Genomic DNA, 16,510 nt, shown 5'->3' on the forward strand with positions numbered 1-16,510 from the left:
GGGTGAAGGCCGCGTTACACCTCCCGGACCATGCCGACCGGGAGACCGCATGACCCTCGCCCTCATCCACCACGAATCGAGCCTCGCGCATGTCGAGCCCGCCGGCCATCCCGAGCGGGTGGACCGCATCCGCGCCGTGCAGGCCGCGCTGGAGGACGAGCGCTTCGCCCACCTGCGGCGGATCGAGGCGGTCCCGGCGACCGAGGCGCTGCTGCGCCTCGCCCATCCCCAGGGCCACATCGATCGGATCCGCGACGCGATCCCGGCGGAGGGCGGGGCGATGCTGGATTCGGACACCTACCTCTCCCCCGGCTCGCTCGACGCCGCGCTGCATGCCGCGGGCGGGGCGGCGCAGGCCGTCGACCTGGTGCTGGACGGCGAGGCGCGCGGCGCCTTCGTCGCGACCCGCCCGCCGGGACACCACGCCGAGCCGGACAAGCCCATGGGCTTCTGCCTGTTCTCCAACGCCGCCATCGCCGCGCTGCACGCGCTGGAGAACCGGGGCCTGAGCCGGGTGGCGGTCGTGGACTTCGACGTTCACCACGGCAACGGCACCCAGGCGGTGCTGTGGAACGAGGGGCGGGCGACCTTCTGCTCCTCCCACCAGTGGCCGCTCTATCCCGGCACGGGGGCCGAGTCGGAGACCGGCGCCCATGGCAACGTCCACAACGCGGGCCTGCGCCCCGGCTCGGGCGGCGCCCTGTTCCGCGCGGCGTGGGAGAACCGGCTGCTGCCCGCGGTCGCGGCCGCGGCGCCCGAGCTGATCATCGTCTCGGCCGGGTTCGACGCCCACCTGCGCGACCCGCTGGCCGAGCTGAACCTGGTCGAGGCCGACTTCGCCTGGATCACCCACCGGATCTGCGACCTGGCCGAGACCTGCGCGGATGGGCGCGTGGTCTCGGTGCTGGAAGGGGGATACGACCTCGTCGGACTCGCGGTCTCGGCCGCGGCCCATGTCCAGGCGCTGATGGAGCGGAGCTTATGAGCGAACCCAAACCCGTCGAGGACCTGTCCTTCGAAGACGCCATGCGCGAGCTGGAGCAGGTGGTGGACCGGCTGGAGAGCGGGGACGCCCCGCTCGACGCCTCGATCGCGCTCTACGAGCGGGGGGCGAAGCTGAAGGCCCATTGCGAGGCGATGCTGAAGGCCGCCGAGCTGAAGGTCGCCCAGATCGCCGAGGGGCCGGACGGATCCGTCTCGGCCAAGCCCGTCTCCATCGACTGAGGGAGCCCGCGGGCATGACCACCGAGGCCGAGGCCGGCTGGGCCGCGGAGTTCGCCGAGCGCCTGGCCACCGACGTCGCCATCGCCGAGGGCGCGCTGGAGGCGCTGCTGCCGCCGGCGAACCTGCTGGGGGAGCGGCCGGGCCTCGCCCCCGCGATGCGCTACGCCTGCCTGGGCGGGGGCAAGCGGCTGCGCGCCTACCTGACGCTGGAGACGGCGGAGCTGTTCGGCGCCCCCGCCGAGGGGGCCGAGCGCGCGGCGGCGGCGGTCGAGTGCCTGCACGCCTATTCGCTGGTCCACGACGACATGCCCTGCATGGACGACGACGACCTGCGCCGCGGCCGGCCCACGGTCCACAAGCGCTGGGACGAGGCGACGGCGGTGCTGGTGGGCGACGCCCTGCAGACGCTCGCCTTCGAGATCCTGGCCGACCCCCGCACCCATTCCGACCCGGCCGTGCGCGCCGAGCTGTGCCTGGGCCTCGCGCGCGCCTCGGGCGCGGCGGGGATGGTGGGGGGGCAGGCGCTCGACATCGCCGCCGAGAGCGCGCCCTCGCCCCTGAAGCTCGCCGAGATCGAGCGGCTGCAGGCGCTCAAGACCGGCGCGCTGATCGTCTTCGCGGCCGAGGCGGGGGCGATCCTGGGCCGGGCCGACCCCTCCGCCCGCGCCGCGGTGCGCGGCTATGCCGAGGCGCTGGGCCGGGCCTTCCAGATCGCCGACGACGTGCTGGACGTCTCCGGCGACGCCGAGGCCGCGGGCAAGGCCCTGCGCAAGGACGAGGCCGCTGGCAAGGCCACCTTCGTCTCGCTGCTGGGGCTGGAGGGGGCGCGCGCCCGCGCCGCCGAACTGGCCGCCGAGGCCGAGGCGAAGCTCGCCCCCTTCGGCCCCCGCGCCCGCCCGCTGGCGCTCGCCGCCCGCTTCACGGTGGCGCGCGAGAGCTGAGAGGCGGGCGGCCCCGCCGCCATCCGCCTCCTCCTCCGCCGGACGCGCCGGGGCCGGAGGGCCCAGCGCCCCGGGGTCGCGGCCCTTCCCGCATTGCCCCGTCGGCTCGCTTCCCCTAAGTGTCCCCGATCGCCGACCCCGCGCCGAGCCAGGGACAAGCATGACCGACGAGACGCCCCCGACCGATCGCCCGCGCACCCCGCTGCTGGACCGGGTGGCCAGTCCTGCGGACCTGCGCGGCCTCTCGGATGGAGACCTCGCCCGCCTCGCCGACGAGCTGCGCGCCGAGACCATCTCGGCCGTGTCCGAGACCGGCGGCCACCTGGGCGCGGGCCTGGGCGTGGTCGAGCTGACCGTGGGCATCCACGCCGTCTTCGACACGCCCCGCGACAAGCTGATCTGGGACGTCGGCCACCAGGCCTATCCCCACAAGATCCTCACCGGCCGGCGCGACCGCATCCGCACCCTGCGCCAGGGCGGCGGGCTCTCGGGCTTCACCAAGCGCTCGGAAAGCCCCTACGACCCGTTCGGCGCGGCGCATTCCTCGACCTCGATCTCCGCGGCGCTGGGCTTCGCGGCCGCGCGCGACCTCGGCTTCGGCGAGGGCGGGCACGCCATCGCGGTGATCGGCGACGGGGCGATGTCTGCGGGCATGGCCTACGAGGCGATGAACAACGCCGGCCACCTCGGCTCGAAGCTGGTGGTGATCCTCAACGACAACGAGATGTCGATCGCGCCCCCCGTGGGCGCCATGTCGCGCTACCTGACAAGCTTGTGGGCCGGCGAGCCTTTCCAGGACTTCGCCGCCGTCGCCAAGGGCGCGGCCAGCCTGCTGCCGGGACCGTTTCGGGAGGGCGCGCGCCGCGCCAAGCACCTGCTCAAGGAGCTCGCCGTCGGCGGCACCCTGTTCGAGGCGCTGGGCTTCTCCTACGTCGGGCCCATCGACGGGCATGACATGAGCCAGATCCTCCCCGTCCTGCGCACCGTCAAGGCGCGGGCCGACGGGCCGGTGCTGATCCACGCGATCACCCAGAAGGGCAAGGGCTACAGGCCCGCCGAGCAGAGCGCCGACCGCTACCACGGCGTCTCGAAGTTCGACGTGGTGACGGGGGCGCAGAAGAAGGCGCCGTCCAACGCGCCCTCCTACACCAAGGTCTTCGCCAACGCGCTGGTGAAGGAGGCCGAGCGCGACGAGCGCATCGTCGGCATCACCGCCGCGATGCCCGACGGCACCGGCCTCGACATCTTCGGCAAGCGCTTCCCGAACCGGATGTTCGACGTGGGCATCGCCGAGCAGCACGCGGTGACCTTCGCCGCGGGCCTCGCGGCCTCGGGCATGAAGCCGTTCTGCGCGATCTACTCGACCTTCCTGCAGCGCGCCTACGACCAGGTGGTCCACGACGTGGCGCTGCAGTCGCTGCCCGTGCGCTTCGCCATCGACCGCGCCGGGCTGGTTGGGGCCGACGGCGCCACCCACGCCGGCGCCTTCGACGTGGGCTACCTGGCGAACCTGCCGGGCATGGTGGTGATGGCCGCCGCCGACGAGGCCGAGCTCGCCCGCATGGTCGCCACCGCCGTCGCCCACGACACGGGCCCCATCGCCTTCCGCTATCCCCGCGGCGAGGGCGTGGGCGTCGAAATCCCCGAGCGGCCCGAGCCCCTCGAGATCGGCCGCGGCCGGGTGGTGCGCGAGGGGACCGCGGTCGCGCTCCTTTCCTTCGGCGCCCGCCTCGCCGAGGCGACGAAGGCCGCCGAGGACCTGGAGGCGAAGGGCGTCTCGGCCACCGTCGTCGACGCGCGCTTCGCCAAGCCGCTGGACCGCGAGCTGATCCTGCGCCTGGCGCGGGAGCACGCCGCGCTGGTGACCATCGAGGAGGGCGCCTCGGGCGGCTTCGGCTCCCAGGTGCTGCATCTGCTGGCCTGCGAGGGCGCGCTGGACCGCGGCCTCGCGGTGCGGCCGATGACGCTGCCGGACCTGTTCCAGGACCACGACGCGCCGTCGGCCATGTACCACCAGGCCGGTCTCGACGCCGAGGCGATCGCCGCCACCGCCCTCTCGGCGCTGGGCGTCGCGCAGATCGGCAAGGCCGGCCGCGGCTGAGCGGGGGAGCCGGGCTTCGCCCGGTTTCCGCTGCGCGGGCGCCCGCAGGCCGGGCTTCGCCCGGCTTTCGCTTCGCGGGGCGCTTCATCTTCGAGCGACGGCGGATCGCCGCCACGCTTCGGCGCGCTTGACCGCGGGGGCGGGGCGGGCCGACAACTCGGCCTCCCTCCTCCCCGGACCGGAGCGCCCATGAGCCTCGCCGCCCCCGACCTCGCCGACCTGCCCGAAGCTTCGCCCGGCGTCCCGATCCGCCTCGACCGCTCCGATCCCGCGGTGGCGCGGGTGATCCTCGACCGGGCGGGGCGCAAGAACGCGCTGACGCTGGCGATGTGGACCGCCCTGGGCGACGTGTTCGAGGCGCTGGCCGAGGCCCCGGAGGTCCGCGCCGTGATCCTGACCGGCGCCGGCGGCGTGTTCTGCGCGGGCGCCGACATCTCCGAGTTCGGGGCGGCGCGCTCGGACGAGGCCTCGGGCGAGGTCTACTCGGCCGCGGTCGAGCGGGCCAACCGCGCGATCCGCGACTGTCCCAAGGCCACCTACGCCGCGATCTCGGGGCCGGCGATGGGGGGCGGCTGCGGGCTGGCGCTGTGCTGCGACTTCCGCTTCGCCGACGAGACCGCGGTGTTCTCGATCCCCGCCGCCCGCCTCGGTGTGGTCTACGCCGCGACCGAGACCGAGGCGCTGGTCGCAACCGTCGGCGTCGAGGCCGCCAAGGACATCCTCTTCACCGGCCGCCGGCTCGACGCGCGGGAGGCGCGCGAGCGGGGGCTGGTGACGGCGCTGGCCGAGGACGCGATGGCCGCGGCGCTCGCCCATGCCGACCTGCTGCGCGCCAACGCCCCGATGACCATCGCCGGCGCCAAGGCGACCCTGCGGGCGCTCGCCGGCGCGCCCGAGCCCGGCGCGATGGCGCGCGCGCTCGACTGGCAGCGCCGCGCCCTGCTGTCGGAGGACTACCGCAACGCCGTCGAGGCCTTCGCGCAGAAGCGCAAGCCGGAGTTCCACGGACGATGACCGATCCCGCTCCCACCCTCCCCGCCGCGCCCGACCGCGCCGAGATCGTGCGCGCCCATTTCCGACGCCAGGCGGAGACCTGCACGTCGATGGGCTCGCCCTTCACCGGCGCCCTGCTCGACGGGCTGGCGGCGCGCATGTCGCCCGAGGGGCCCGTCGCGCGCCGCCTCCTCGCCTGGCCGGGCGATCCCGGCGACGACGCGCTGGCGCTGCGCACGGCGGGGGCCCTGCACGCGCTGGCGCGCGCGGGGCTGGACCCGGCGCTGACCGCCGCCTGGCCGCCGCGGGCGGAGGGGGCGGGCGATCCGGTCGACCTCGCCCTCGCCGCCTTCGCCGGGCACGAGGCCTGGCTCGACCCCTGGCTCGACGGCCCCCCGCAGACCAACGAGACGGGGCGCTCCGGCTCGCTGCTGGGCGGGCTGCTGGCGCTGTCGGCGCGGACCGGCGGGATGGAGGTGGAGGTGCTGGAGATCGGCGCCTCGGCCGGGCTGAACCAGAACCTCGACGCCTTCCGCTACGACTTCGGCGAGGGGCGCGCCTGGGGCGACCCGGCGGCGACGGTGCACGTGCGCCAGGCGTGGCGGGGGACGCCGCCGCCGCTCGACGCGCGGCTGGAGATCGCGGCGCGGGCGGGCTGCGACCTCAACCCGCTCGATCCCGCCGACCCCGCGGCGCGGGCCCGCCTCGCGGCCTATCTCTGGCCCGACCAGACCGAGCGGCTGGCGCGGGCCGAGGCGGCGATGGCGCTGGCCGCCGCGCGCAACCGCCCCGTGGAGCGGGCGGACGCGGCCGAATGGCTCGAGGCGCGGCTCGCGACGCCGCAGCCCGAGGGGCGGGTGCGGGTCGTGATGCACTCGATCATGTGGCAGTACCTGCCCGCCGCGGTGCAGGCGCGCATCTCCGTCGCGCTGGCCTCGGCGGCGGCGCGGGCGACCGCCGCGCGCCCCCTCGCCTGGCTGCGGATGGAGCCGGACGGGGCCCGAGGCTCGGCCGCGCTCAGCCTGTCGCTGGCCCGCGGGGATGGCGCCGAGTGGGCCGCGCAGGAGCTGGCGCGGACCGACTTCCACGGACGCTGGACGGAGTGGACGGGCTGAGGGGCTGAGGGGGCGGGGGGGGCAGGGGGCGACCCCCTCCCTAAAACTTGAGACGTTCGGCCCCGCCCCCGGGCCCGGCCGCGGGTTGTCTCATCCGGCCGGCGCGGCGATACAGGGGGCGTTCATCGCGTCGTCCTTCCGCCTCCGGTCCCCGAGGTTTCATGCTGCGCCTGCTGTTCTGGACCGTCGTGTTGGGCGCGCTGGCCGCGCCGCCGGCGCTGGTCTATGCGGCGCTGGAGCCGGAGCCGGCGCTGGAGCGCGCAGCCGCGCCCAGCCCGCAGGCGGCGCGCAGCTCCCGCAAGCTGGCGCTGCGCCTGCACGCCGCCGCCACCGGGCAGGGCCCGGCCGAGGTCGAGGTCTCGGCCGAGGAGATCGACGGCCTCTTCGCCACCGCCGCCCGGGCGCTGCCCGACCTGCGCGGCCGAGCCGAGATCGGCGACGACGGGGTGCGCATGGCGATGTCGCTGCGCCCCTCGGCGCTGGCGGACCTGGGCTGGATCAACCTCGACCTCGAAGTCGCCCCCTCCGACCGGGGCCTGGACCTGCGCCGGCTGACGGTCGGGCCGCTGGCGCTGCCGCCTGGCCTGACCGTCGCCGTCCTGCGTCGGCTGGCGGACTTCGCGGCGGACGAGCCGGTGGGCACGCTGATGCTGGGCGCGGTGGAGCGGGTCGCGACCACGCCCGGCCAGGTCGCGCTGACCCTCGACCCGCGCGAGGGCGCGCAGGACCCCGGGGCGCCGGGCGTCTACGAGCGGGTGACCGGCTCGCTCCGCCGCCTGATGGGCGCGGAGGAGCGGCCGCGCGTCGGCGTCCACTACCTCGCGATGCTCGAGGCGACGAAGACCGGCCGCCTCCCCCGCTATGGCTCCACCGCTCCCTGGATGGCCTTCGCGGTCGAAAGCGCGCGCGGCGTGGTCGCGGCCGAGCGTCTGGGCCCCGACGCGGCGGAGGCGGAGATGGAGGCGGCGATCCTGGCGCTGGCGGCCCATTGCGGGGCGCGCTGGGCGATCGAATCCGCGGTCGGCGACATGCCCGCGCCGCCCCTGCGCTCGCGCTGCGTCGACACCCGGCTGGCGGAGCGCGACGACCTGCGCAAGCATTTCGTCCTCTCCGCGGCGCTGGAGGCGGCGGGCGATTCCACCCTCTCCTTCGGCCTGGGCGAGGTGAAGGAGCTCGACGACGCCTCGGGCGGGGGCTCGGGCTTCAGCTTCGACGACGTGGCCGCGGACCGGGCGGGGATCCGCTGGTCGCAGGCGGTGCGCGCGGCGGCGCGGGCCGGCGACGCCGCGATGGCCGAGGCCGCGCGCCTCTCGGCCGGGGAGGCCGCGGTGATGCCCCCGATCGAGGGCCTGCCCTCCTTCCTCGCGCCGTCGAGGTTCGAGGCGCTCTACGGCGAGGTCGACAGCCCCGCCTACCTCCGCCAGCTGGCCGAGATCGACGCCCGCATCGACGCCCTGCCGCTGCACGACCGCTGAGGGAGCGCCGCGCGACGCGCCCGCCCGGGGCCGGCGTCCCGCCCGCGGCGCGGCCCGGCGTCGCGCGCGGGGCGGCCGCCGCCCGGCCGGAGCGTGCGCGGGCCCCCCTTCCGTGCGGCCCGGACGACGGCCGGCGAAGGCGCGCGCGGCCCGCGCCCTGCGGCATTCGCCCCGCGGCGCCGCGCCGGCCTTGCGCCGCGGGCGGGGCGATCCCCATCTGTGCGACGCCCGACGCGGCGCCTCCGTCCAGAGGGAACAGGCGTCGCACGGGCGCCGCACCTTGACGCCCGCGTCGCCCCCGGATGCCCCCTGCGCCGCATCGCCGTCTTGCGGCGCCGCGGCATTTGCGTCATGGGGGCGCCCAACCGATGGCGCCCGCGCAGAAGCGGGGGGGCGCCCGACCCCCCGATTCCGACGAACGGACCTATCCACGATGCAGCTTCGCAACATCGCCATCATCGCCCACGTCGACCACGGCAAGACCACGCTGGTCGACGCGCTCCTGCGCCAGTCCGGCGCCTTCCGCGAGAACCAGGCCGTCGCCGAGCGCGCCATGGATTCGAACGATCTCGAGCGCGAGCGCGGCATCACCATCCTCGCCAAGGCCACCTCGGTCGAGTTCGAGGGCGCGCGCATCAACATCGTCGACACCCCCGGCCACGCCGACTTCGGCGGCGAGGTCGAGCGGATCCTGTCGATGGTCGACGGCGCCATCCTGCTGGTCGACGCGGCCGAGGGCCCGATGCCGCAGACCAAGTTCGTGACCTCCAAGGCCCTGCGCCTGGGCCTGCGCCCGATCGTGGTGCTCAACAAGGTCGACAAGCCCGACGCCGACCCCGACCGCGCGCTCGACGAGGTCTTCGACATGTTCGCGGCGCTCGACGCCGACGAGCATCAGCTCGACTTCCCCGTCCTCTACGCCTCCGGCCGCGCCGGCTGGGCGGACGACGAGCTCGACGGCCCGCGCCAGGACCTCTCGGCCCTGTTCCGCAAGGTGATGGAGCATGTGCCCGCGCCCAAGCAGGTCGCGCACGCCGCCGAGCCCTTCTCGATGCTGGCCACCACGCTCGAGGCCGACCCGTTCCTGGGCCGCCTGCTGACCGGGCGCATCGAGACCGGCAAGATCACCGCCGGCGCCACCATCAAGGCCCTGCGCCCCGGCACGGGCGAGATCGAGCGCTTCCGCGTCTCCAAGATCCTGGCCTTCCGCGGCCTGGCCCGGCAGGCGGTGGACTCGGCCGAGGCCGGCGACATCGTGGCGCTGGCGGGCCTGGCCAAGGCCACCGTCGCCGACACGCTGTGCGACCTTGCCGTGAACGATCCGCTGTCGGCCCAGCCGATCGACCCGCCGACCATCGCGGTCACCTTCTCGATCAACGACAGCCCGCTCGCCGGCCGGGACGGCGACAAGGTGCAGTCGCGCGTGATCCGCGACCGGCTGATGCGCGAGGCCGAGGGCAACGTCGCCATCCGCATCACCGACACCGCCGAGAAGGACGCCTTCGAGGTCGCCGGCCGCGGCGAGCTGCAGATCGGCGTGCTGATCGAGAACATGCGCCGCGAGGGCTTCGAGCTCAGCGTCTCCCGTCCCCGCGTGATGATGCGCGAGGAGGGCGGCAAGCGCCTGGAGCCGATCGAGGAGGTCACCGTCGACGTCGACGAGGAATTCGCCGGCGCGGTGGTCGAGAAGCTCAGCCAGCGCAAGGCCGAGATGACCGAGATGCGCCCCTCGGGCGGCGGCAAGACCCGCATCGTGTTCCTCGCCCCCGCCCGCGGCCTGATCGGCTACCACGGCGAATTCCTGACCGACACCCGCGGCACCGGCATCATGAACCGCGTGTTCCACAGCTGGGCCGAGTGGAAAGGTCCGATCCCGGGCCGCCGTCACGGGGTGCTGGTGTCGATGGAGCAGGGCGACTCGGTTCCCTATGCGCTGTTCAACCTCGAGGAGAGGGGCCGTCTGATCATCGGGTCGGGCGAGCCGGTCTACCAGGGGATGATCATCGGCGAGAACGCGCGCCCGGGTGACCTGGATGTGAACCCGCTGAAGGGCAAGAAGCTGACCAACGTTCGCGCCTCGGGCAAGGACGACGCGGTGGTGCTGACCACCCCGCGGCGCTTCGGCCTCGAGGAGGCGATCGCGTTTATCGAGCCGGACGAACTGGTTGAGGTCACCCCCGCCGCGATTCGTCTGCGCAAGCGGTTCCTCGACCCGCACGAGCGCAAGCGCGAGGCGCGGGCGGCCCAGGCCGGGGCCGCTTGACGCGGCTGCCGATTGTACTGATTCCGTACGAATTCACGGTTTCCGCTCCTAATTGGCTAGGCGCGCCGCGTTGTCTGCGCGCCTGAGTTGTGCGTAAATTCGTCCGTGGCGTAACCGTGTCCGGGCGGGCCGCGTTATTTCAGGCCGATGCGGACGTGGGGACACGAACGCCTGCTGAGCTCGGACCAAAAAGTGAGTTCGAGCGAAGTCAGGAGCAAAATAGAGATGAAGCATCCCGTAGACGCGCACGTCGGCAAACGTGTGCGCCACCGTCGCTGGATGATGGGCATGACCCAGCAGCAGCTCGGCGACATGGTGGGCATCAAGTTTCAGCAGATCCAGAAGTATGAAACCGGCATGAACCGCATCAGCGCCTCGCGCCTGTGGGACATCGCCAAGGCGCTTGAAGTGCCGATCAACTACTTCTTCGAAGGGCTCGAGGCGGAGTCGCTGTCGGACGCGGCCGAGGCCGAGACGACGAACGCGGCCCGCGGCGATCTGCTGGCCGACAAGGAAGCGCTGGAGCTGGTCCGCTCCTATTACGCCATTCCCGAGAACCAGCGTCGCCGGTTGTTCGACCTGGCCCGGGTTCTGTCCGAGGCGGCGTAAGCGAAGAAGGTCCGACGGAAAGCCAAAGGCCGCCGCGACGCGACCGCCGGGACGAGGGATCCGGCAGGCGCGATGACGAGGCGCCGGGGGAAGCCATCCGTCGATCTTGAAGAATCGGAGGGCCGGGGACGTAGGGGTGCGTCTCCGGTCCTTCCTTTTCGGGCCAGGCCCGGCGGCCGGCGCGCCTGCCGTCCATGCCGCGTGGACCGAGCCGGGATTGGGCGCGCAGGGCGGGGCGCTCCGGGGCGGGACGCGCCCGGCGATCCGTGCTAAGCGGCGGGGCCTTCGCCGCCCGCCCCCCTCACGCCCGCACGAGCCCTGCCGATGACCGACGCGCCCGCCTCCGACCTCCGTCCCGAGCTGTCCGCCGCCCTCGCCGCCGCCCGCCGCGCGGCCGACGCCGCGCGTCCCGCCGCGCTGGCGCATTTCCGCGCCGAGGGGCTGGCGGCCGACAACAAGGACGAGAGCGGCGGCTTCGACCCGGTCACCGCCGCCGACCGCGGCGTCGAGGCCGCGATCCGCGCGGTGCTCGAGGCCGACCGCCCCGAGGACGGCGTGCTGGGCGAGGAGCAGGCGGCGCGGCCCTCGACCTCGGGCCTGACCTGGGTGGTGGACCCGATCGACGGCACCCGCGCCTTCCTGATCGGAGCGCCCACCTGGGGCGTGCTGATCGGCTTGAACGACGGAACCCGCCCGGTGATGGGCCTGATGGACCAGCCCCATGTCGGCGAGCGCTTCTGGGGCGACGGCGCCACTGCGTGGTGGGCGAAGGACGGGCAGGCGCCGCGGCGCATGACCGCCCGCCGGGGCGTCGGCCTCGCCGAGGCGCGCCTGTGCTCGACCTTCCCCGAAGTGGGCTCTCCCGAGGAGCGCGCGGCTTTCGAGCGGGTGCGCGACCGCGTGCGCCTGACCCGCTACGGGCTCGACTGCACCGGCTATGCGCTGCTGGCGGCCGGCGGGGTGGACCTGGTGGTCGAGGCGGGGCTCTACGCCTACGACGTGCAGGCGCTGATCCCGATCGTCGAGGGCGCGGGCGGCGTGATCACCACCTGGGACGGCGGCGATCCGCAGGACGGCGGCCGGGTGCTCGCCGCCGGCTCGCCCGAGCTTCATGCCGAGGCGATGGCGCTGCTGGCCGGCTGATCCCCGGGCCGGCCGCCCCGGATCCGCAGGCTCTCGCCCAGGCGTGGCGGCGCCCGCGGCGGGCGGCGGGCGGCGGCCTTCGGCGCCCTCGGTCGTCCGCCCCGCATTGACCGGGGACGCGCGCCGGGTCAGGAAGCGCGGATGTCCGGCCCCGATCCCCACTCCTCCGCGCCGAAGCGGCGACTCGACCAGGCGATGGTCGAGCGCGGCCTGTGCGATAGCCGCGCCCGCGCCCAGGCGCTGATCGCCGCCGGCGCGGTGACGGTCGGCGGCGCGCCGGCCGCGCGCGCCTCGGCCAAGGTCGCGCCGGGGGCCGAGATCGCGCTGGTCGCCGACCCGCTCCCCTGGGTCTCGCGCGCCGCGCTGAAGCTGGAGCATGCGCTCGACGCGTTCGGCCTGACGCCGGGCGGCGAGGCGCTGGACCTCGGCGCCTCCACCGGCGGCTTCACCGAGGTGCTGCTGGCCCGCGGCGCCGCGCGCGTCCATGCCGTCGACGCCGGGCGCGACCAGCTCCATCCGCGCCTGCGCGCGGATCCGCGGGTCGTCAGCCTCGAGAGCCTGAACGCCCGCGACCTGACGCCCGGGATGGTCCCGGCGCCCGACTGGATCGTCGCCGACCTCTCCTTCATCGGCCTCGCCAAGGCCCTGCCGCCCGCGCTGGCGCTGGCGAAGCCCGGCGCGCGGCTCGTGGCGCTGGTGAAGCCGCAGTTCGAGGCCGGCCCCGCCGACGTCGGCCGCGGCGGCCTGGTGCGCGACCCCGCCGTCCACGCCCGCGTGCGGGCGGAGGTGCGCGCCTTCCTCGAAACCTCCGGCTGGACCGTGACCCACGAGGGCGTCAGCCCCATCGAGGGCGGCGACGGCAACCGGGAATTCCTCATCGCAGCGGAGAAGCCACGATGACCGACGCCTCCCCGCAAGAGATCGAGATCGCCCGCCTGGGCCGCCACGGCGACGGGGTGGACGCCACGGGCGAGACCTTCGTTCCCCTGACCCTGCCCGGCGAACGGGTCGCTGGCGTGATCGAGGGCGGCCGGATGGAGGCGCCCGCGATCCTCGCGCCCTCGCCCGACCGCGTCGCGCCACCGTGCCCCCATTTCGGGACCTGCGGCGGTTGCTCGCTGCAGCACGGCTCCGACGCCTTCGTCGCCGCCTGGAAGCGCGAGCGGGTGATCGAGGCGCTGGCCTCCCGCGGGCTGGAGGCGGAGGTGCGCCCGACCGCCACCGCCCCCGCCGCCAGCCGCAGGCGCGCCACCTTCTCCGGCCGGCGCACCCGCGCCTCCGCCATCGTGGGCTTCCACGAGCGGCGCGACGAGCGGCTGGCCGAGGTGCCGGAGTGCAAGGTGCTCGACCCCGCCCTGCTGGCGGGGATCGAGGGGCTGCGCGCCCTGGTCGTCGCCGGCGCGGGGCGTCGCGGCGAGATGAAGCTGGCGGTGACGCTGACCGAGGCGGGGCTCGACGTCGACGCCCGCGGGGGGCGCAAGCTCGACGAACGGCTGCGCATGGAGCTGCCGGGGATCGCCGCGCAGGCCGGCCTCGCGCGGCTGACCTGGGAGGGGGAGCCGGTCTCCTCCCCGCATCCGCCGGTGGTGCAGGTGGGGATCGCGCGCCCCGTGCTGCCCCCCGCCGCCTTCCTGCAGGCGACCCCCGAGGCCGAGGCGATGCTCGCCGCCGCGGTTGACGAGGCGCTGGGCCGCAAGGTCGGGCGCGTGGCCGACCTCTTCTGCGGCGTTGGCGCCTTCGCCCTGCGGCTGGCGGAGCGGATGGAGGTCCGCGCCATCGACAGCGACAAGGCGATGGTGGCGGCGCTGGCCGCCGCCTGGCGCGGCGCCGGCGGCCGTCTGAAGAAGGTCGAGGCGGAGGCGCGCGACCTGTTCAAGCGCCCGCTGATCGGCCCGGAGTTCAAGGGCCTGGACGCGGTGGTCATCGACCCGCCGCGGGCGGGCGCGAAGGCGCAGTCCGAGGCGCTGGCGGCCTCGGCCATCCCGCGGATCGCCGCCGTCTCCTGCAACCCCGAGACCTTCGCCCGCGACGCCCGCATCCTGGTGGACGGGGGCTATCGCCTCGACTGGGTGCTGCCGGTGGACCAGTTCCGCTGGTCCGCGCACGTGGAACTGGCCGCCGCGTTCTCGCGACGCTGAGAGGGCGGGGACCGGCGGCCGGGACCGGACGGTCGGTCCCGCCCGCCCCCGTGCCAGAGCCCGCCCGCCCCCGTGCCAGAGTTAGCCGACTAACCGCCGATCTGCCGGGCGAGGTCCACGAAATCCTCGGCCATCACGTCGTAGGTCTGGGTGGGCATCTCGGGCTTTCCGGTCCCGTATTCGCCGGCGCGGGGGACGAAGGCGGTCTGCAGGCCGGCGGCGCGGGCGGCGCGCAGGTCGCCGTCGTGGGCGGCGACCATCATCACCTCGCCCCGCGCCAGCCGCAGCGCCGCGGCCGAGGCGTGGTAGACCACCGACTCCGGCTTGTAGTTCCGCGCCACGTCGGCGCCCAGGATGCAGTCCCAGCGCAGCCCCGCGAAGCGCGCCAGCCGCACCATCAGCGCGGTCGAGCCGTTGGAGCAGGGCGCGAGGAAGACGCGTTCGCGCAGCCGCGCCATCCCCTCGGCCACGTCCGCCCAGGGCGGCAGCGCCTCCCACGCGGGGTTGAGGGCGTCGCGGGCGGGGGCGTCGAAGGCGTCGGCGATCCCCAGCGCCTCGAGCGCGCGGTCGAGGTTCTCGCGGTGCAGGTCGTCGAGGGGGATGTAGCCGCGCCCGCCCTCGCGGATGCGCTGCATGGCCGGCTGGTACTCGGCCCGCCAGGCGTCGGCGAGGGCCGTGGGCTCGACGGTCAGCCCCCGCGCCTGCAGCGCCGGGGCGACGAAGGCCGCCACCCCTCCGCGCCAGTCGACCACGGTTCCGAAGACGTCGAAAATCAATGCTTTGGGCTTCATCTGGGCGGCTCCCTGGCCTGTCGAGTTTTCCGCAGGATCGCAGCGCCGACCGCGACTGTCGAGCACCGCGGCCGCGCCGGATCCCTCGCCTGCGCCCCCTGCGCACGAGGCGGGGCGGCCCGCGCCCGAGGTCCCTCCCGACGCGCGCCCCCCGAAACGGCGCCCAGGCGCGGAACGCCGGCGCCGCGCCGCGCGCGCGCCCGAACCCGCGGGCGCGACGGCCGCCGCGGCGCCTGCCTGCGCTTGACCCCATCCGCGGGCGGGGCTACGCCGCTTCGCGGCCGCGATCGGCCCACGATCCATGAGGAGCGCCCGCGACATGCCCGACAAACTCCTGATCCTCCCCGGCGACGGCATCGGCCCCGAGGTGATGACCGAGGTCCGCAAGGTCATCGACTGGTTCGCCGCGAACAAGGGCCTCGCCTTCGAGGTCGAGGAGGACCTGGTCGGCGGCGCCGCCTACGACGTCCACGGCAAGCCGCTGGCCGACGAGACCATGGAGAAGGCGCAGGCCGCCGACGCCGTGCTGCTCGGCGCCGTGGGCGGGCCCAAGTACGACAAGCTCGACTTCTCGGTGAAGCCCGAGCGCGGCCTGCTGCGCCTGCGCAAGGAGATGGACCTCTTCGCCAACCTGCGCCCCGCCGTGTGCTTCGACGCGCTGGCCGACTTCTCGTCCCTGAAGAAGGACGTGATCGGCGGGCTCGACATCATGATCGTGCGCGAGCTGACCTCCGGCGTCTACTTCGGCGAGCCCCGCGGCGTCTTCAAGGAAGGCAACGAGCGGGTGGGCATCAACACCCAGCGCTACACCGAGGGCGAGATCGCCCGCGTGGCGCGCTCGGCCTTCGAGCTGGCCCGCGCCCGAAACAACAAGGTCTGCTCCATGGAGAAGGCCAACGTGATGGAGTCCGGCATCCTGTGGCGCGACGTCGTCCAGGAGGTCCATGACGCCGAATACCCCGACGTGGAGCTGAGCCACATGTACGCCGACGCCGGCGGCATGCAGCTGGTGCGCTGGCCCAAGCAGTTCGACGTGATCGTCACCGACAACCTGTTCGGCGACATGCTCTCGGACGTGGCGGCCATGCTGACCGGCTCGCTGGGCATGCTGCCCTCGGCCTCGCTCGGCCTGCCGATGGCCAACGGGCGGCCCAAGGCGCTCTACGAGCCGGTGCATGGCTCTGCGCCCGACATCGCCGGCACGGGCAAGGCCAACCCCATCGCTTGCATCCTCAGCTTCGGCATGGCGCTGCGCTACTCCTTCGGCAAGCTCGACGAGGCGGCGCTGCTGGAGCGCGCCATCGACGCGGTGCTCGCCGACGGCAAGCGCACCGCCGACCTCATGCAGGCGGGCGACGCGCAGCCGGTCTCGACGGCCGAGATGGGCGACGCGATCGTGGCGAAGCTGGGCGAGCTCGCCTGACGGGCGCTTTCAGTTTCGCTTGAGACAAGGGCGGCCCTCGGGCCGCCCTTTGCGGTTCGGGGGCGCCGAGGGCGAAGGGGGGGCCTCCGAGGCGGGGCTCGTCGGCTGGCCGCTGCGCGGGGGCGCGCCTTGCGCGCCCGGAAGGGCGCTTCGGGAGCTCACCAAAGAACAGGGGCCGCGCCTGTCCTTCGGATCCGTCCGTCGCTGAAGATGCCTGAGCGAGTCGGGGGGAGGGGTCAAGGACAAGCCCCGCGCAAGCGCGGGGTCGCTTCGCGATCCTGGACCCCTCCCCCC

At 74.6% G+C, this 16,510-nt stretch carries 14 protein-coding genes; 13 read left to right on the forward strand and 1 reads right to left on the reverse strand.

Going from position 1 to position 16,510, the window contains the following annotated elements:
* Positions 1-49 precede the first annotated feature (49 nt).
* The 12 genes from P2H44_RS23535 (at position 50) to P2H44_RS23590 (ending at position 14,002) form a co-directional block, all read left to right on the forward strand.
* The gene (locus P2H44_RS23535; protein ID WP_275767638.1) at positions 50-985 is read left to right on the forward strand and encodes a histone deacetylase family protein; all 936 of its coding nucleotides are present in this window, start codon (positions 50-52) and stop codon (positions 983-985) included.
* A complete protein-coding gene (locus P2H44_RS23540; protein WP_275767640.1) occupies positions 982-1,224 on the forward strand; it encodes an exodeoxyribonuclease VII small subunit in 243 nt (80 codons plus the stop codon). Before P2H44_RS23535 ends, P2H44_RS23540 begins: the two co-directional genes overlap by 4 nt.
* A 14-nt stretch (positions 1,225-1,238) precedes the next feature.
* Positions 1,239-2,165 carry a polyprenyl synthetase family protein gene (locus P2H44_RS23545; protein ID WP_275767642.1) on the forward strand — a complete coding sequence of 309 codons (927 nt, stop codon included), beginning with the start codon at positions 1,239-1,241 and terminating at the stop codon, positions 2,163-2,165.
* A 160-nt stretch (positions 2,166-2,325) separates the two neighbouring features.
* Positions 2,326-4,266, forward strand: a complete 1,941-nt coding sequence (gene dxs / locus P2H44_RS23550) for a 1-deoxy-D-xylulose-5-phosphate synthase (RefSeq protein ID WP_275767644.1) — start codon at positions 2,326-2,328, stop codon at positions 4,264-4,266.
* A gap of 189 nt (positions 4,267-4,455) precedes the next feature.
* Positions 4,456-5,280: an enoyl-CoA hydratase/isomerase family protein gene (locus P2H44_RS23555; RefSeq protein ID WP_275767646.1), complete on the forward strand. Its 825-nt coding sequence runs from the start codon at positions 4,456-4,458 to the stop codon at positions 5,278-5,280.
* Positions 5,277-6,374 carry a DUF2332 domain-containing protein gene (locus P2H44_RS23560; protein WP_275767648.1) on the forward strand — a complete coding sequence of 366 codons (1,098 nt, stop codon included), beginning with the start codon at positions 5,277-5,279 and terminating at the stop codon, positions 6,372-6,374. The genes P2H44_RS23555 and P2H44_RS23560 overlap by 4 nt, the downstream gene beginning before the upstream one ends.
* Before the next feature lie 161 nt (positions 6,375-6,535).
* Positions 6,536-7,849 carry a hypothetical protein gene (locus P2H44_RS23565; RefSeq protein WP_275767650.1) on the forward strand — a complete coding sequence of 438 codons (1,314 nt, stop codon included), beginning with the start codon at positions 6,536-6,538 and terminating at the stop codon, positions 7,847-7,849.
* A gap of 433 nt (positions 7,850-8,282) precedes the next feature.
* On the forward strand, positions 8,283-10,112 hold the full coding sequence (gene typA / locus P2H44_RS23570; protein WP_275767652.1) for a translational GTPase TypA: 1,830 nt from the start codon (positions 8,283-8,285) through the stop codon (positions 10,110-10,112).
* A gap of 225 nt (positions 10,113-10,337) precedes the next feature.
* Positions 10,338-10,721, forward strand: a complete 384-nt coding sequence (locus tag P2H44_RS23575; protein WP_275767653.1) for a helix-turn-helix domain-containing protein — start codon at positions 10,338-10,340, stop codon at positions 10,719-10,721.
* Positions 10,722-11,045: 324 nt separating this feature from the next.
* Positions 11,046-11,864, forward strand: coding sequence for an inositol monophosphatase family protein (locus P2H44_RS23580; protein ID WP_275767655.1), 819 nt, complete (start codon positions 11,046-11,048; stop codon positions 11,862-11,864).
* Between the two features lie 141 nt (positions 11,865-12,005).
* Positions 12,006-12,764: a TlyA family RNA methyltransferase gene (locus tag P2H44_RS23585; protein ID WP_275767657.1), complete on the forward strand. Its 759-nt coding sequence runs from the start codon at positions 12,006-12,008 to the stop codon at positions 12,762-12,764.
* On the forward strand, positions 12,761-14,002 hold the full coding sequence (locus P2H44_RS23590) for a class I SAM-dependent RNA methyltransferase (RefSeq protein ID WP_275767659.1): 1,242 nt from the start codon (positions 12,761-12,763) through the stop codon (positions 14,000-14,002). Before P2H44_RS23585 ends, P2H44_RS23590 begins: the two co-directional genes overlap by 4 nt.
* A gap of 89 nt (positions 14,003-14,091) precedes the next feature.
* Here P2H44_RS23590 and P2H44_RS23595 read toward each other — a convergent pair whose 3' ends face one another.
* Complete coding sequence (locus tag P2H44_RS23595) at positions 14,092-14,793, reverse strand: haloacid dehalogenase type II (RefSeq protein ID WP_275767661.1); 702 nt, start codon at positions 14,791-14,793, stop codon at positions 14,092-14,094.
* A 319-nt stretch (positions 14,794-15,112) separates the two neighbouring features.
* Here P2H44_RS23595 and leuB point away from each other — a divergent pair, with 319 nt between their 5' ends.
* Entirely contained in the window at positions 15,113-16,216 is a 1,104-nt protein-coding gene (gene leuB, locus P2H44_RS23600) for a 3-isopropylmalate dehydrogenase (protein WP_275767662.1), read from the forward strand.
* Positions 16,217-16,510: the final 294 nt, after the last annotated feature.

This window comes from Albimonas marina, from assembly GCF_029223255.1.
GTDB lineage: Bacteria > Pseudomonadota > Alphaproteobacteria > Rhodobacterales > Rhodobacteraceae > Albimonas.

Coding starts and splice junctions, on each gene's coding strand:
- P2H44_RS23555 (WP_275767646.1), top strand. CDS start 4,456: ATGAGCCTCGCCGCCCCCGACCTCGCCGACCTGCCCGAAGCTTCGCCC.
- leuB (WP_275767662.1), top strand. CDS start 15,113: ATGCCCGACAAACTCCTGATCCTCCCCGGCGACGGCATCGGCCCCGAG.
- P2H44_RS23535 (WP_275767638.1), top strand. CDS start 50: ATGACCCTCGCCCTCATCCACCACGAATCGAGCCTCGCGCATGTCGAG.
- P2H44_RS23545 (WP_275767642.1), top strand. CDS start 1,239: ATGACCACCGAGGCCGAGGCCGGCTGGGCCGCGGAGTTCGCCGAGCGC.
- P2H44_RS23565 (WP_275767650.1), top strand. CDS start 6,536: ATGCTGCGCCTGCTGTTCTGGACCGTCGTGTTGGGCGCGCTGGCCGCG.
- typA (WP_275767652.1), top strand. CDS start 8,283: ATGCAGCTTCGCAACATCGCCATCATCGCCCACGTCGACCACGGCAAG.
- P2H44_RS23590 (WP_275767659.1), top strand. CDS start 12,761: ATGACCGACGCCTCCCCGCAAGAGATCGAGATCGCCCGCCTGGGCCGC.
- P2H44_RS23560 (WP_275767648.1), top strand. CDS start 5,277: ATGACCGATCCCGCTCCCACCCTCCCCGCCGCGCCCGACCGCGCCGAG.
- P2H44_RS23540 (WP_275767640.1), top strand. CDS start 982: ATGAGCGAACCCAAACCCGTCGAGGACCTGTCCTTCGAAGACGCCATG.
- P2H44_RS23580 (WP_275767655.1), top strand. CDS start 11,046: ATGACCGACGCGCCCGCCTCCGACCTCCGTCCCGAGCTGTCCGCCGCC.
- P2H44_RS23585 (WP_275767657.1), top strand. CDS start 12,006: ATGTCCGGCCCCGATCCCCACTCCTCCGCGCCGAAGCGGCGACTCGAC.
- P2H44_RS23575 (WP_275767653.1), top strand. CDS start 10,338: ATGAAGCATCCCGTAGACGCGCACGTCGGCAAACGTGTGCGCCACCGT.
- dxs (WP_275767644.1), top strand. CDS start 2,326: ATGACCGACGAGACGCCCCCGACCGATCGCCCGCGCACCCCGCTGCTG.
- P2H44_RS23595 (WP_275767661.1), bottom strand. CDS start 14,793: ATGAAGCCCAAAGCATTGATTTTCGACGTCTTCGGAACCGTGGTCGAC.